Origin of the sequence: Halomicrobium sp. HM KBTZ05 (genome assembly GCF_041530035.1) — an archaeon.
Taxonomy (GTDB): Archaea; Halobacteriota; Halobacteria; order Halobacteriales; family Haloarculaceae; genus Halomicrobium.
Window position 1 is genome coordinate 2,349,539 of sequence record NZ_CP168057.1, and the last position, 15,100, is coordinate 2,364,638.

Consider the following 15,100-nt stretch of genomic DNA (forward strand, 5'->3'; position numbering starts at 1 on the left):
TCTTCCGACGGTTCGGAGCCCTCCCCGGGCATTCTACTCCAACCACGAACCTCGTGTGAGTGGTGACGCTGTCGAATGTCGGGTCCACGGAAGACGGGTCAGTCCTCGCGAACGCACGTGAGCGAAGCGAGTCGCTCGGAAGTTCGGAGCCCGCCCCGTGCAGTTCGACACGATCACGGAGCCAGTGGCGATTCCGCACGTGTCGCCGAGCGCGACTGCGCCGGGTAGCCGCCGGCTCGCCGCCCTCTGTTCGCTCCATTGCTCGCGAATCGAACCCATATCCAAATCGATATATGCGACGGTTTGCCAACTGTGGCGCATGACCGCTGACGACTGTGATGATTGCGGTTCGCCGGTGACGCGGCGTCGCGTACTCGAATCGATCGGCGGCGCTGGTACGCTGGCGCTGGCCGGCTGTCTGGGATCCGGCGGATCGTCGACGGCGACGAGCAGCGACGACGAGTCGGTGACGATCGCGCTCACGGCACCCGAGACGGGCCACTACGCCCCTCTCGGTGAGCACGAACGCGACGGCTTCGAACTGGCCGTCAAGCACCTCAACGAGGGCGGCGGACTCGTCGGCGACAGCGAGTACAGTTCCCTCTCGGGCGACGGCGTGCTGGGCTCGACCGTCGAGACCGCCGTGCTGGACACGGAGAGTAGCCCGGCGACGACCGAATCGAAGGTGCGTCCGCGTCTCGACGGCGACGAGTTCGCCGCGTTTTTTGGCGGCGTCGCCGGCTCGGTCGCGGAGACCAACCGCGACCTCGCCGACGAGTACGAAACGCCGTACTTCGTCGGTTCGTCGACGGTGAATGCCCTCACCGGAAGTGACTGCTCGCGCCACGTGTACCGACACCTGTTCAACACCACGACGCTGGCCCGGTCGCTCGTTCCGGAGATCGCCAGCGACGTGCCAGACGAGCAGTCGATCTTTCACGTCTACGCCGACGCACCCGAAGGCAACGACCTGTTCCAGTCGATCAACGACGTCGTCACCGACAGCGACCTCGACTGGCGGCCGACGGGCGGGATCTCCGTCCGTCCGGGAACGACGAACTTCGAGTCGGCGATCAACGACGACATCCTGTCTGACGTGTCGCTGGTCTTCCTCGATCTGTTCGGCCTCGACGCCGTCAACGCGATCCAGTGGGCGCGAGCGGCGCTGTCGGACGACACCACGGTTGTCGTGCCGTACCTCACCCGGTCGATCGCGGAGTCGCTCGGCGATCGCGTCGCCGGCATCTACGGCACCGTCGGCTGGCACGAGGACCTCGGAACGCCGCTGTCGGGCACCTTCGGGGAGGCCTACCAGCGCGAGTACGGTACCGGCGACGCGGAGACACTCGCCGCGTCGGGGCCGGCACAGACTGCCTACGCACAGGTCATCCTCTATGCCCACGCCGCCGAACGGGCCGGGAGCTTCGACGCCGCAGCGATCCGGAACGAACTCGAAGGACTGGAGTACGCGGCCGGTGCAGGCACGCAGAAGATGCGAGCCTGTGACCATCAGTCGGTCCGTTCGGTGCCGGTCGTTCGTGGCCGAGCACGGAGCGACTCGGTCGACGACCGCTTCGAACTGCGTGGCGCGAAGCGCGGCATGGAGCCCGGCTGTGAAGCACCCCCAGCAGCGTCGTGCGATCTGTAGTCGGTGTCGACGGCGACACGCTATCTAACAATTCCAACAGTTTTATGTAGGACACTCTGATACCACCAGGCACCGGTGCCCTCCACAGTGCCGGTACGAAGCCATCAGTTGCCACCGCCGCTCGCTCACTTCCCCAGGGGCGAGCGGTGAACGCAATGCGGCACGGCAGATGCCCACCTCACACGCTTCCATCCCCATCCTCCGTGGACATCCTGCCGTTCCGGCAGTTTCTCTTTCGAGACGAAGATCGCTCCGCAATCCCTAAACGAGCCTCGCGCCAAGCACACGCCAATGGCCGACTGGACGGAGAGATACCGCCCGACGACGCTGGCGGAGGTGCGGGGCAACGACAAGGCCCGCGACGCCCTGCGAGAGTGGGCCGAGAGCTGGGAGGATCACCGCGAGGCCGTCATCCTCCACGGTGCGCCGGGGATCGGGAAGACCTCCGCGGCCCACGCGCTGGCCAACGACATGGAGTGGCCGACGATCGAGCTCAACGCCTCGGACTCCCGGACGAAAGACGTCATCGAGAAAGTCGCCGGGGAGGCGGCGAAGTCGGGGACGCTCACGGCGGGGGGAGCGGGGCGACGGCTCGTCGTCATGGACGAGGCCGACAACATCCACGGCAACGCCGACCGCGGGGGAGCGCGGGCGATCACGTCGCTGGTCAAAGAGGCCAACCAGCCGATGATCCTCATCGCAAACGAGTTCTACGAGATGAGCAACGGGCTGCGCAACGCCTGTGAGGACATCGAGTTTCGCGACGTGGGCAAGCGCTCGATCGTGCCGGTGTTGCGTGACGTGCTCCGCCAGGAGGAGATCGCGTTCGACGACGAGGCCCTGACCGAGATCGCCGAGATGAACGACGGCGACCTCCGGGGGGCGATCAAGGACCTCCAGGCGCTCGCGGAGGGGCGAGACCACCTCGCCGCCGACGACGTGGTCACCGGCGAGCGCGACACGACGGAGGGGATCTTCGACTACCTCGATCTCCTGTTGAAGGAAGCCGGCCCCCAGGAAGCACTCGAAGCGAGCTACGACGTCGACGAGACGCCCGACGACCTCATCAACTGGATCGAGGACAACATGCCCAAAGAGTACGCGGGCAGCGAGCTGACGACCGCCTACGAGTTCCTCGCCAACGCCGACCGCTGGCTCGGGCGCGTACGCGCGAAGCAGAACTACTCGTTCTGGCGCTACGCGGGCGACAACATGACCGCCGGGGTCGCCGCTGCCCGCGAGGGAACGAAGGGCGGCTGGACTCGCTACGGTCCCCCGAGCTACTGGTCGAAGCTGGGCCGCTCGAAGGGCACGCGAAACACGCGAGACCACATCGCCCAGCAGATCGCCGCCGTCAACGGCGTCAGCATGCGCACCGCGCGCCGGGAGATCATGCCCTTCCTCGCGACGATGACCCACCACTGCAAGAACCGCGACCTCACCGTCGCGATGGCCGCCCAGTACGAGATGGACGCCAGCCACGTCGCCTTCGTCACCGGGTCGGGGAAAGACACCAACAAGGTCCAGTCGATCGTCGAGGACGCCGAGGAACTGCGAGAGGCGGCCGCCGTCGAGGGATCGCAAGGAGCCTTCGAGGGTGCCAGTGCCGGCGAGACGACACCAGACGCGGACGACACAGACGACACCGAGGGCGACGGCGACGACGACGGTGGACAGGCGACGCTGGGCGGTGAGCCCGCGGGCGACGACGGGGAGGCCGACGACGGCGACGACAACCAAGAGAGCGACGACGGCGACCAGCAGTCCGGGCTCTCGGATTTCATGTAACGCGCCGGGTGGCCGGACGACCGTCTCACCCTCGTGGTCTCCGTCCAGAACGTCAGCGCACCCGATCGAGGAACCCGCTATACTCATACGACCGGCTGTCCATCTGTGACCGATTTCGCCACCCCGGAGTGGCGAAGCTCGTCACGAAGTGACAGCCGGCAGTATCAGTCCGCCCGCGTCGCGGCCAGACCGCCGGTCTTCGACCGCTTCGAGAGCGTCCAGATCGCGCCCGCGATCAGGACGAGGACGACCACCGCGCCCACGTCCGTCAGCGTCTGGTCGAGCCCGAACTTCCGGCGAGCGACGAGCATGTCGAACCAGGAGACGGCACTCCCCAGCGCGAAGAGGAGACGCACGCGGGGGAGTCCGTGGCCGTGTGCCCACAGCGCCCCCGCGGCGAGCGCGCCCCAGAGGAGGAAAGAGAGGGCGTAGTAGCCGGTGAGCACACTGACCGGCACCGCGAACAGGGAGCCGTCGAGCGCGAGGTGGAAGGGAACCGCCACGGCCGCGAGGATCGCCAGCGTGCGGAGTCCACCGACGGACGGGCGCTCGACGGTCCAGGCACAGGCCGCCGTGAGACAGAGCAGGATGAGCGAGGCAGTAAAGAAGTGCGCCGCGGTGATCAGGGCGGTAAACTCCGTCACCGTCAGTGCCCCGAGGATGATTTGGGAGGGAAGCAGTGCGACGGCGGCGGTGACGGCCCACTTCACCCGACGGTCGTCCTGGCGTCGCCACGCGAGATACAGGACCCCAAGCAGCGCGAAGCCGACGAGCATCGCCAGCAGTCGGTGGGACCACTCGATGAAACTCACGAGGTTCGCGGGGAACAGACCCAGCCAGCCGTCACAGAGGGGCCATCGCTGTTCGCAGGTCAGCCCTGCGCCCTTGTAGGCCGTGTAGAGCCCGACGAGCATCAGGAGTAGCGTTCCGGCCGTCGACCCGACCAGGAGGTTGCGGAACCGGCGACTCATGACGGTAGCTTGGGATCTGAACTACTTATGTCCCGCTTTTCGTCGTGCTGTCACGCGGCTCCCCCACGAGCTTTAAGAACGTTCCTGTCGGCGTATGTGTATGGGACTCGACGAGGACGCCCTCGACTACCACGGCCGGGCACCGCCCGGAAAGATCGAGATCGCGACGACGAAGCCGACCAACACCCAGCGAGACCTCTCGCTGGCGTACTCGCCGGGCGTGGCCGCGCCGTGCGAGGCGATTCACGAGACCCCGGAAGACGCCTTCAAGTACACCGCGCGCGGGAACCTCGTGGCGGTCGTCTCGGATGGCTCCGCGGTGCTCGGCCTCGGCGACATCGGCCCCGAGGCGTCCAAGCCGGTGATGGAGGGGAAGGGCGTGCTGTTCAAGCGGTTCGCCGACATCGACGTGTTCGACCTCGAACTCGACACCGCAGATCCCGACGCGATGATCGAGGCCGTCGACGCGATGGGGCCGACGTTCGGTGGGATCAACCTCGAAGACATCGCCGCGCCGGCCTGCTTCGAGATCGAGCGCGAACTGCGCGAACGGATGGACGTGCCCGTGTTCCACGACGACCAGCACGGGACCGCGATCATCTCCGGGGCGGCGCTGCTGAACGCGGCCGACATCGTGGACAAAGAGCTCGAAGAGATGGAGATCGTCTTCTCCGGTGCCGGGGCGAGCGCCATCGCCTCGGCCCGCTTTTACGTCTCGCTGGGCGTCCGCAAAGAGAACATCACGATGTGTGACTCCACGGGGATCATCACCGCCGACCGCGTCGAGAACGACGGACTCAACCGCTACAAGGCGGAGTTCGCCAGCGAGAGTGCCGGCGGCGACCTCGCTGACGCACTGGCCGGTGCCGACGCTTTCGTCGGCCTCTCGGTCGGCGGTATCGTCGACGAGGCGATGGTCCAGTCGATGGCGAGCGACCCCATCATCTTCGCGATGGCCAATCCCGACCCGGAGATCGACTACGAGACGGCGAAGACCGCTCGCGACGACACCGTCATCATGGCGACGGGCCGCTCGGACTACCCCAACCAGGTCAACAACGTCCTCGGATTCCCGTTTATCTTCCGCGGTGCGCTCGACGTGCGCGCGACCGAGATCAACGAGGAGATGAAGGTCGCGGCGGCCCGCGCGCTGGCTCGCCTCGCACGCCAGGACGTGCCAGACGCCGTGGTCAAGGCCTACGGCGACCAGCCGCTACAGTTCGGGCCCGAGTACATCATCCCCAAGCCCCTCGACCCCAGAGTCCTCTTCGAGGTGACGCCCGCCGTCGCGGAGGCGGCGATGGACTCCGGCGCGGCACGCAAGAGCATCGACCTCGACGACTACGTCGAACGGCTGGAGGCGCGGCTGGGCAAGTCCCGCGAGATGATGCGCGTCGTGCTCAACAAGGCAAAGAGCGACCCCAAACGGGTGGTGCTGGCCGAGGGCGACGACGAGAAGATGATCCGCGCGGCCTACCAGCTGGTTGAGCAAGGGATCGCCGAGCCGGTCTTGCTGGGCGACCGGGACCGGATCTCGGCGATCACCGACACGCTCGGGCTGGCCTTCGAGCCGGAGATCGTCGATCCCGACGAGGGCGGCCTCGACGAGTACGCAGACCGGCTGTACGAACTGCGACAGCGCAAAGGCGTCACGCGACGCGAGGCCGACGAACTCGTCACCGACGGCAACTACCTGGGCAGCGTGATGGTGGAGATGGGCGACGCCGACGCGATGTTGACCGGGCTGACCCACCACTACCCATCCGCGCTGCGGCCGCCGCTCCAGATCGTCGGGACCGCACCGGAAGCCGAGTACGCAGCGGGTGTCTACATGCTTACCTTCCGCAACAGGGTCGTCTTCTGTGCGGACACGACCGTCAACACGGACCCCGACGCGGACGTGCTCACGGAAGTGACCCGTCACACGGCCGAGCTGGCACGGCGGTTCAACGTCGAGCCCCGCGCGGCCATGCTGTCGTACTCGAACTTCGGCAGCGTCGACTCCCCGAGCACGCGGGCACCGCGTCGCGCCGCCGAGCGCCTCCGGGAGGACCCGGCGACCGACTTCCCCGTCGACGGCGAGATGCAGGCCGACACGGCCGTCGTCGAGGACATCCTCCAGGGGACCTACGAGTTCTCCGAGCTGGACGATCCGGCGAACGTCCTCGTGTTCCCGAGCCTCGAAGCGGGTAACATCGGCTACAAGCTCCTCCAGCGCCTCGGCGGTGCAGAGGCGATCGGTCCGATGCTGGTCGGCATGGACAAGCCGGTCCACGTCCTCCAGCGTGGCGACGAAGTCAAAGACATCGTCAACATGGCGGGCGTGGCAGTCGTCGACGCACAGGACGACTGATCCTCGTCAGTCGCTCGCGCCGCCGCGGTTCGAGCGCGAGGGCGGTGGGACCTGCTCGTCGACGGTCGGCGTCTCGGGAAGCACACAGCGGGCCGGCTCGTCGTTGACGTGTGCGTACTGGTCGGGGGCGTTGGCCAGCGGGTGGGCCGGGTTCGATCCGCTGGCGATCCGTGCGGCCCTGACCTCGTCGAAGCCGTTGATGCGGGCGCGAATGCCACGCCAGTGGAGCCCGGTCGAGCGCGGGATCGAGACCGGGTGGCTCGCGTCGAACTGCGCGTTCTTGACGGCGAGCATCGCGGCGTTGACGTTGGCCGCGAGGTCGTCGTGATCGATGAGGAGGCCGACGGTGGCGTCGCTCGGTGCCCGAGCGGCGAGGAGATCGAGCCCGAGGTGGAGCGCCCGATACTCGGCGACGTTGTTGTCGGGCGCGCCGTCGTGGACCGACAGCCGGGCGACGCGCTCCCCGTCCCGCGTCTCGATGACGACCCCGAGTCCGCCAGACGACTCTCGATACGAGCCGTCGGTAGCGACGTAGAAGTCTCGGTGGTGTGTGCGCGGCGGGTGCGCGATGTGGGGCGTCGGCGATTCGTCGAACAAGTCTCGAAGTGACGGCCGGCCGTATGCGGCCATACAAGTATTACGTGTCCGTACGTGTTAAATATACTGCCCGAATTACAGACTATCTGTCATGAATGGCGAGGCGGCGACGGTGTTTCACTCTCGCAGATGTTTGTGGCCGACGAGCAGGGCGACGGCGTTACACAGCAGGAGGGTCAGGAACGCGCCAGTCTGGGTCTGGCTGGAGAGGCCAACCGCGAGGAGCGGGAGATAGAGGAAGGGGAGCGCGATGGCGATCCAGAACGCGAACGCCCGGATCGGGGGCAAGACGTGCTTACCAACCTCGCTCACCGAGCTTACCGACTGGAGCGACGATCGAAGGTCGTTGTTGGTCGAGCTTGACATCGGGGACACCTATCGATCACCACGACCGAGAGCATCATATAACCGGTCGAGGCTTCGGACTGTTTCAGTTCATTTCACGCTGGTACGAAGTGCGTACGAACGTTTTACGACCGCTCGAAATCCTCGGAGACGTTTTATAACGTCGGCTTATCGAGCGACGGCGGTTCGATCACTCTCGGTCCACAGCCGAGAGAAGCGCCACCGAGACCGCGCCTCCGGCGGCGGGGAGCTCGACGGCGTCGACGACGTGGTCTGGGACCGTCGACCGCCACTCTTCGAGGGCGGCTTCGTGTGTTTCGCGGTGGCGCTCGACGGAGTACTGTTCGTCGGACCGGGACCTGAGCCGCTCGGCGGTCTCGTCCGAGCTGGGCAGTGACGGACAATCGTCGTCGAGAAGCGCACGCGGCGAGAGCAACAGCTGTGCGTCGTCGTCGCCGTCACCGGGCTGTTCGACGTGGAGGCGCGCCCGCATGCGAGCACTGAACGGAGCGGTGACACGAAGGACGGTCCGGGTCCCCCGTTGGCTGGCCTCCAGCGCGGTGACGATCTCGTCGGTCTTGACGACGACCGTCTCGATTGCTTCGGGATCGGTCATCGGTGTGCTTACTGCGTGGCGACGCCGTATCAATGTCGTGTCGTCGCCAGCGCCGAACGAGACCGCCTCCGTGAGATCGATCCCCATGGTAGATCGGGGCGATCGGAGAGACCGGGCGTGAGCCGGCCGGCTATCCAGAATCACGGGCGATAATCCGGCAGGTAGGTTTATCTGTGATATGGCGAAATTGACGACAGTATGTGGCGGGGGGACGACGAACGAACGAAGGCATCTGGCGTACAACTGAAGACGGAAGCCGAGACACCCGAGATCCTCGTCGTCGACGACGAACGCGACGTTGCGGATCTGTACGCGATGTGGCTCGGCGAGGAGTACGAAACCAGCGTCGCGTACGACGGTGCTCAGGCACTGGAGGACGCCGACGAATCGGTCGACATCGTCCTCCTGGACAGACAGATGCCGGGGCTCTCGGGGGACGAGGTACTGGGACGGGTCCGAGAGCGTGGACTCGACTGTCGTGTCGTGATGGTCACGGCCGTCGATCCCGACGTCGACATCGTCGACATGCCCTTCGACGACTACCTCACGAAGCCAGTCACGGGGGCGGATCTCCGAGAGACGGTCGAAGCGATGATGCGCCGGGACGCGTACGACGACCGCCTGCAAGCGTACTTCGCGGCGCTTTCGAAGCAGGCGACACTGGAATCAGAGATGAACCCGAAGGCCCGAGAGGAGAGCGGGGCGTACGCGAAGATTACCGCTCGCGTGGAGCGACTGGCCGACGAGGTCGACCACCTCTCGGAGAACGTCGACAACTTCGAATCGCTGTTCTCCGATCTGACCGGGAGCGACTGATACTGCCGGCTGTCACTTCGTGACGAGCTTCGCCACCCCGGGGTGGCGAAATCGCTCACAGATGTATAGCCGGTCGTATGAGACGGGACGCTCTCGGAGGGACACTCTCGATGACACGTAGAGCGAGTCACGTCCCGACGGCGACGTGTGGGCGGGGAGCGACTGTGCGTGCCTACAGCTCACACGCCGACGCGGGCGGTTCGTCACAGCCGGGCTCCATATTTCGCCGCCCGTTCAGCAGCTCGAAGTAGTTCCCGACCGAGTCCGTCTCGGTACTGCCACGGACGACCGGGACGGCTCGCATCGCCTGGTGGTCGCAGGCCCGCATCGTCTCTGCACCCGCACCGAGTGCGTACTCGAACCCTTCGAGTTCGGACCGGACCGCGTCCGCGTCGAACGTGCCGGCGGCCTCTGCTGCGCTGGCCCACAACAGGACCTGTCCGTACGCGTTCTGGGCGGGACCCGGTGGGACGAGCGCCGTGGTGCTCACCGTTCCCGAGTACTCGCTCTGGTAGGCGTCGCCGAACTTGCCCGACAGCGGCGTCCCGAGGTTCTCGTGCCAGCCGACGGTGCCGTAGACACCTTCGACCCGCTCGCCCAGCGAATCCGCGACGGACTGGGTGAGCAGCGGGACGACGATGACCGCGTCCTCGGGGAGGATCTCTTTGGCCTGCTGGATCGCGTTGACGGCGTCGAGGCCGAACAGATCGAGGAAGACGATGTCGACGCTGTTGCTCGCCGCTTCCGAGAGCGGGCGCTCGAAGTCGGTCGAGCCCGACCGGACCGTCGTGCTACCGATGGGCCGCAAGTCGAGGTCGCTCGCGGTCGCGTAACCGTTGATACTTTGCTTGAGGTCGCGTCCTTCGATCGTGTCAGAGCTGACCTGGAAGAAGAACTGGGCACCGTCGATGTCGGCGACGACTTCCGGGACGAGGGCACGGGCCAGCGTGCGGGAGTTGAACAGCTCGCGGTAGACGTGTGGCGAGCAGTTCTCGCCGGTGAGCTGGTTCAGCGTCGACGTGCCGACGAAGTACGGCGTCTCGTGTTCGTCCGCCAGATCCCGATGTGTCGTGACGACGCTGCCCGCGACGCCGCCGGTGAACATGGCCAGCTCGTCGTCGCCGAGTCGCTGCTGGAGGTTCGTCTCGGCCGTCGAGGCGTCGCCTTCCGTGTCGGCGATGGCGGTCTCGACGGTCCGGTCGAGTACGCCGTCTCCGGAGAGGTTGGCGAACCCCTCACCGCCGACCAGGCCCCCGCCCTCGTTGAGATGGGTGACGGCGAGCTCGAACCCTCGCCGCTCGTGGTCGCCAATCGGAGAGTAGCGACCAGATTCGGGCGAGGAGAGTCCGATCGTCACCGAGTCGTCGGTGCTGGTTTCTGTCGTCGCCCCGTCAGATCCGAGACAGCCGGCCAGCGCCACCGCTCCGGTCCCACCCAGAGATTCGAGTACACGCCGCCGCGTCGCCCGCGAACCGCAGCCACCACGGTCGTCCGTTGTCATGGCCTATGGTTGGCAAACCATTACATATATGATTTTGGATCAGTTCGTCGCTGGAATCTGTCGCCGCTCCGAAACTGACCCGACGGATGGCACGGAACCTCGCTCGGTACGCAGTCTCAGGTGTGATTGTCCGTACTGTCGGGGGCATCGTTCACTGTTGGTGGGCAACGAGGAGATCTGCGGTCGAAAGCCAGTTCGTTTCACTCGGCGACACCGAAATGACAGCGTCTTCGCGAAAGAATTATCAGGGTGTGAAGGTAATGCCAGTCAATGTCATCCGACCGTATGCGAGGGATCTCTCGCCGCGATTTCGTTCGGTCGGCGGTTGCGATCGGTGGGACGGCCGCACTCGCCGCGTGCATGGAACGGGAACTGGACGAGGGGGGAGCGACCGATACGGGCGGTGGGCGCTTCCCGTCGGGCACCGACACGGCGTCGCTGCCCGACGGGCAACACGAGTGGAACGAGTACCTCGTCCACGGGGCACACGGTAACACGTCGCTGCCCCAGCACCAGGTCATCCTGGGACTCTCCTACGTCGGCTCGGTGCCGCCGACGACGGCAGAGCGCGAGCAAGTCGAGGCGGCGCTCTCGACGCTCGAAACGGCCGTCAGGTGGGGAACCGGTGGGGATCCGTCGGCGGCGATCAACGACGGCCTGTTGACGATGCTGGGCTACACGAGCCGGTACTTCGATCGGCTCGGGAGCTCGGTCGAGCAGATCACGTCGCCCGAATCACTCCTCGAATCGATCGGAGAGGACCCCGAACACGCAGACGAGTTCGACGCAGTTCTGTTCCTGACGAGCGATCTGGGCTCGCTGACGATCGGTGCCGAGGAAGCGCTGTGGGGCGAGATCGACGAGCTCAACGGCGTCACGTTCGACGCGACCCTGTCCGGGATCTTCGAACGGACGACGCGCCGCACCGGCGTCGTGGGACAGGGGCTGGTCGCCGACGAGGTCGAGCAGGACGACGTGCCAGACGACGCCCCCCTCTCGATGGGATTTCGCTCCGGCTTCAAAGATTCCCAGCCCAGCGAAGCGGCGGTGACGATCGACTCGGGACCGTTCGCCGGTGGGACGACCGCGGCAGTCGGTCGGTTGCACATCGATCTCGATCGGTGGTACGACAGCGGCGACCTCGAAGACCGCACCGAGAAGATGTTCTGTCCCGCTCACGACCCCGAAGAGATCGGCGAGACCGCCGACAAGCTCGGCAGCGAGAGCTCGATCACCGAGACGGACGTCGATCGGATGGCCGAGGACGCCGAGCGAGACGACCGTGTCGGTCACTCACAGAAGCTGGCGAGTATCCGTGACGACTCGTTCGATCCGCTCATCCTGCGGCGCTCGGAGGGGGTCGCGACGGACGCCCCCGAGCCGGTCGACTTCAACTTCACCTCGATCCAGCAGGACATCGAGGACTTCGTCACCACCCGACGGGCGATGGAGCCCGAGGAGTACGACTTCGACGTCGACGACGACGAACACGGGATCGTCGACTACCTCGAAACGAAGGGACGGACGGCGATTCTCGTCCCCGCGCGCGAGGACCGCGCGCTCCCGACACCATGATCGACCGACGGACGCTGGCGGTCACCGTCGTCGCACTCCTGACCGTGACCGCCGGCTGCACCTCGATCGCCGAGATGGGAGAAAGCGGTGACACCGGCGGCGAGATCGGCTTCGAGGACGTGACCGGAGAGGTGGGGCTGAACTACAGCGACGACGTGGCGGGCGGTGCCGGCAACGGCAACGCGGGCGTCTACGTCGCCGACGTGGACAACGACGGCTGGGACGACGTGCTTGCGGTCGGCGGCGAGCGGCCGGTGCTGTTCGAGAACACCGGCGGCGAGTTCAGTCGCTCGGGAGCGTTGCCGGAGTACGACCGGCAGTTCAAGAGCGCCACGTTCGTCGACTACGACGACGACGGCTGGAAAGACCTCCTGTTGTTGCCCCGTGGCGGTGGCGTCGTCGCGCTCCACAACGACGAGGGATCGTTCGAGCCCGACGACGTGGGCCTGGGGAACGTCACCCACCCGCTCGGGGCCGCCCCGGCCGACTTCGACGGTGACGGCCGCGTCGACCTGTTCCTCTACCAGTCTGGCGACTGGCTCGAAAAGACCCCGGCCGGCAAGAGCGCACTGAACGAGACCCTCACGTCGGACAACGGCTACCCCAACTACCTCTATCGCAACGTCGGCGGCGAGTTCGAGCGCGTCGAGGACGCCGGCATCGAGGGCGACCGCTGGAGTCTGGCCGCGACCGCCACGGATCTCACCGGCGACGGTCGACCGGACATCTACGTCGCCAACGACTTCAACACCGACGTGCTCTACGTCAACGAGGGCGACGGCACCTTCAGCCAGCGACAACTGGAGGGGCCGACCGCACGCAACGGAATGTCAGCCGAGGTCGCTGACTTCGACGGCGACCGCCGTCGGGACGTGTTCGTCACGAACATCGAGTTACCCATCTCCCGGGACAACATGTCCAAGGAGCGCTACGAGCTGCTCGAACGGATGTCGACGTTCGCCTTCCACTCGGGCCGGACGAAGGGCAACACCGTGATGATCAACCGGGGCAACGGCACCTTCGAGGATCGAGCCGAATCCCTGGGCGTCCAGACGGGCGGCTGGGGGTGGGCCGCGACGGCGACGGACTTCGACAACGACGGGGACCGCGACCTCATGCACGCGACCCAGAACGTGTTCCGGCTGGACCCCGACGATCCACACTACACCTTCCCGATGCTCTGGGAGCGGACCGACGATGGCTTCGAGAACCTCGCGGCCGACGAGCGGGGGCTCCCCGAGACCGACGGGCGTGGCCTGGTCGCGCTCGACTTCGACAACGACGGGGATCAGGACGTGATCTCGGCCGCCTACGGCGACCGCTTTGCCGTCTACGAGAACACGGTCACCAGCGACACGGATCGCCTGCAGTTCCGGGCCGTCGACGAGACCGGCGGGACGGCGCTGGGCGCGACCGTCACCGTGACCGGCGAGGAGAGTACCCAGCAGGTCGTCCAGTACTCGGAGACGGACTATCTCTCACAGGAGAGCCAGGTCGGTCACGTCGGCCTCGCGGGCGAGGGCAACGTGACGATCACGGTCACGTGGCCCGACGGGACCGAACGGACCTTCGACGACGTGGCACCGAACCAGCGGGTCCGCCTCTCGCTCGACGGTATCGAGACGGTGACGACGTTCCCGACCGGCGATCAGACCGGGTGACACAGCGCCCACGTGTCGCGCTCTGGATCGAGCTTCGACGGCTCGGCCCCGCGATCCGTGAGCAGACCGGCGTGGTACAGCATCGCCTTGAGCTGAAACACCGTCGGCGAGTGATAGACCCTCCCCGCCGAGAGAGCGGCTGCCCTGAGATCGCCGCCTTCGGTCAGGACGCGCTCTCGGACCGTCTCGTCGCCACGGAAGAACAGTTCGACGGTGAACGTCGGGTGGTGGGCGTGGAGCCACTCGACCAGTTCGACCAGCGAGGGGGCCTCGATGCCGTCGTCGTGCATCTGCTGGAGTTCCTCGACCAGCAGCGTCGTCGCCGGGTAGGCGTAGACGACGCGGCGAGCGACCTGTCCCCAGCGCGGGGCGACGTCGACGAACCGCTTTCGCGATCGGCGATACGACTCGAAGTCGGCCAGCGCCGCCGCGAGCGTCCCGAACGCGTCGAGTCCGAACCGGACGACCTCCCGACCCAGCGGCGTCAGCGTCGGCTGGGGCTCCGCGTCGACCAGCCCGAGGAAGGCCGCGCCCTGGCGGGCCGCGTCGACCGCGCCGACGACGTGGTCGGCGACGAGTCGGTCCGTCTCGCCGTCGTGTGCGACCGCCAGCGGGTAGGCCAGGTAGTTCTTGGGGTGGTTCAGCCCGAAGCTCTTCTCGGCGACGCCCTGGGCACCGGCCTGAAACCGGATCGCGCCGGCCTCGCCGTCGGTCCGGTTCCCGACGACTCTGGGCCGTTCGAGCACCTCGACACGCCCGCCCTCCGTGACGCCGAGGACGCCGACGTTCAGTTCGCGCGCCAGCGTGCGCTCGCCGTCTCGAATCGACGCCAGCGGTGCCGAGACGAAGGCGACGTTGGCCTCGTCGAGCCGGTCGTGTGCCTGGACGACGGCACGCTCTCCGTCGACCGTCCCGCCGGAGTAGCCCTTGGCCTCGACGACCACCAGCGGCGGCCGCTCGCCCTGCCGGTCGACCGCGAGCAGGTCGTCGTCCAGCGGTCCGACGCCGACGAGATCCGGGTAGCCGGTGCCGACCTGGACGTGATTGAACGGCGCGAGTGCGGCCTTCGTCTCCTCGGCGATCGGGCGGCGGTCGACCCACCGCTCCTGGGCGAACTGCGTGTCCGCGACGACGTAGCCGTCCGGATCGTCGCCGGGAAACAGCTCGCGTTTCGTGTACGCGAGGACCGACGGCTCGGTCAGCGACGCGCTCGTTGCCATACGGTCGCT

12 protein-coding genes are annotated in these 15,100 nt (G+C 66.7%); 6 read left to right on the top strand and 6 right to left on the bottom strand.

The genetic code is table 11. The annotated features are described in order from the left end of the window. Positions 1–319 precede the first annotated feature (319 nt). Together ACAH01_RS12215 and ACAH01_RS12220 are read left to right on the top strand one after the other, a co-directional pair. Entirely contained in the window at positions 320–1,648 is a 1,329-nt protein-coding gene (locus tag ACAH01_RS12215; RefSeq protein WP_372479362.1) for an ABC transporter substrate-binding protein, read from the top strand. A 291-nt stretch (positions 1,649–1,939) separates the two neighbouring features. After that, positions 1,940–3,436: a replication factor C large subunit gene (locus tag ACAH01_RS12220; protein ID WP_372479363.1), complete on the top strand. Its 1,497-nt coding sequence runs from the start codon at positions 1,940–1,942 to the stop codon at positions 3,434–3,436. Between the two features lie 164 nt (positions 3,437–3,600). Here ACAH01_RS12220 and ACAH01_RS12225 read toward each other — a convergent pair whose 3' ends face one another. Further along, entirely contained in the window at positions 3,601–4,407 is an 807-nt protein-coding gene (locus tag ACAH01_RS12225) for a COX15/CtaA family protein (protein ID WP_170093794.1), read from the bottom strand. 100 nt (positions 4,408–4,507) lie between these two features. On the opposite strand from ACAH01_RS12225, the gene ACAH01_RS12230 reads away from it, so the two are divergent. Next, entirely contained in the window at positions 4,508–6,760 is a 2,253-nt protein-coding gene (locus tag ACAH01_RS12230; RefSeq protein WP_170093793.1) for an NADP-dependent malic enzyme, read from the top strand. A gap of 6 nt (positions 6,761–6,766) precedes the next feature. Here the strand turns inward: ACAH01_RS12230 and ACAH01_RS12235 are convergent, their stop codons facing one another. The 3 genes from ACAH01_RS12235 to ACAH01_RS12245 all read right to left on the bottom strand — a co-directional run bounded on the left by ACAH01_RS12235 (position 6,767) and on the right by ACAH01_RS12245 (position 8,318). Beyond that, positions 6,767–7,390, bottom strand: coding sequence for a ribonuclease H (locus ACAH01_RS12235; RefSeq protein ID WP_372479364.1), 624 nt, complete (start codon positions 7,388–7,390; stop codon positions 6,767–6,769). 84 nt (positions 7,391–7,474) lie between these two features. Then, on the bottom strand, positions 7,475–7,669 hold the full coding sequence (locus ACAH01_RS12240) for a hypothetical protein (protein WP_240937060.1): 195 nt from the start codon (positions 7,667–7,669) through the stop codon (positions 7,475–7,477). Between the two features lie 223 nt (positions 7,670–7,892). Continuing rightward, a complete protein-coding gene (locus tag ACAH01_RS12245) occupies positions 7,893–8,318 on the bottom strand; it encodes a hypothetical protein (RefSeq protein WP_372479365.1) in 426 nt (141 codons plus the stop codon). A gap of 198 nt (positions 8,319–8,516) precedes the next feature. Between ACAH01_RS12245 and ACAH01_RS12250 the strand changes: the two genes are divergently transcribed. Continuing rightward, positions 8,517–9,134, top strand: coding sequence for a response regulator (locus ACAH01_RS12250; protein ID WP_372479367.1), 618 nt, complete (start codon positions 8,517–8,519; stop codon positions 9,132–9,134). A 172-nt stretch (positions 9,135–9,306) separates the two neighbouring features. Here ACAH01_RS12250 and ACAH01_RS12255 read toward each other — a convergent pair whose 3' ends face one another. Then, a complete protein-coding gene (locus ACAH01_RS12255; RefSeq protein ID WP_372479368.1) occupies positions 9,307–10,635 on the bottom strand; it encodes a substrate-binding protein in 1,329 nt (442 codons plus the stop codon). Between the two features lie 270 nt (positions 10,636–10,905). On the opposite strand from ACAH01_RS12255, the gene ACAH01_RS12260 reads away from it, so the two are divergent. Next, positions 10,906–12,210 carry a hypothetical protein gene (locus ACAH01_RS12260; protein ID WP_372479369.1) on the top strand — a complete coding sequence of 435 codons (1,305 nt, stop codon included), beginning with the start codon at positions 10,906–10,908 and terminating at the stop codon, positions 12,208–12,210. Then, positions 12,207–13,871, top strand: coding sequence for a CRTAC1 family protein (locus ACAH01_RS12265; protein WP_372479370.1), 1,665 nt, complete (start codon positions 12,207–12,209; stop codon positions 13,869–13,871). Before ACAH01_RS12260 ends, ACAH01_RS12265 begins: the two co-directional genes overlap by 4 nt. Here ACAH01_RS12265 and ACAH01_RS12270 read toward each other — a convergent pair. Continuing rightward, a complete protein-coding gene (locus tag ACAH01_RS12270) occupies positions 13,859–15,091 on the bottom strand; it encodes a hypothetical protein (RefSeq protein ID WP_372479371.1) in 1,233 nt (410 codons plus the stop codon). The genes ACAH01_RS12265 and ACAH01_RS12270 overlap by 13 nt on opposite strands. Between the last annotated feature and the right edge of the window lie 9 nt (positions 15,092–15,100).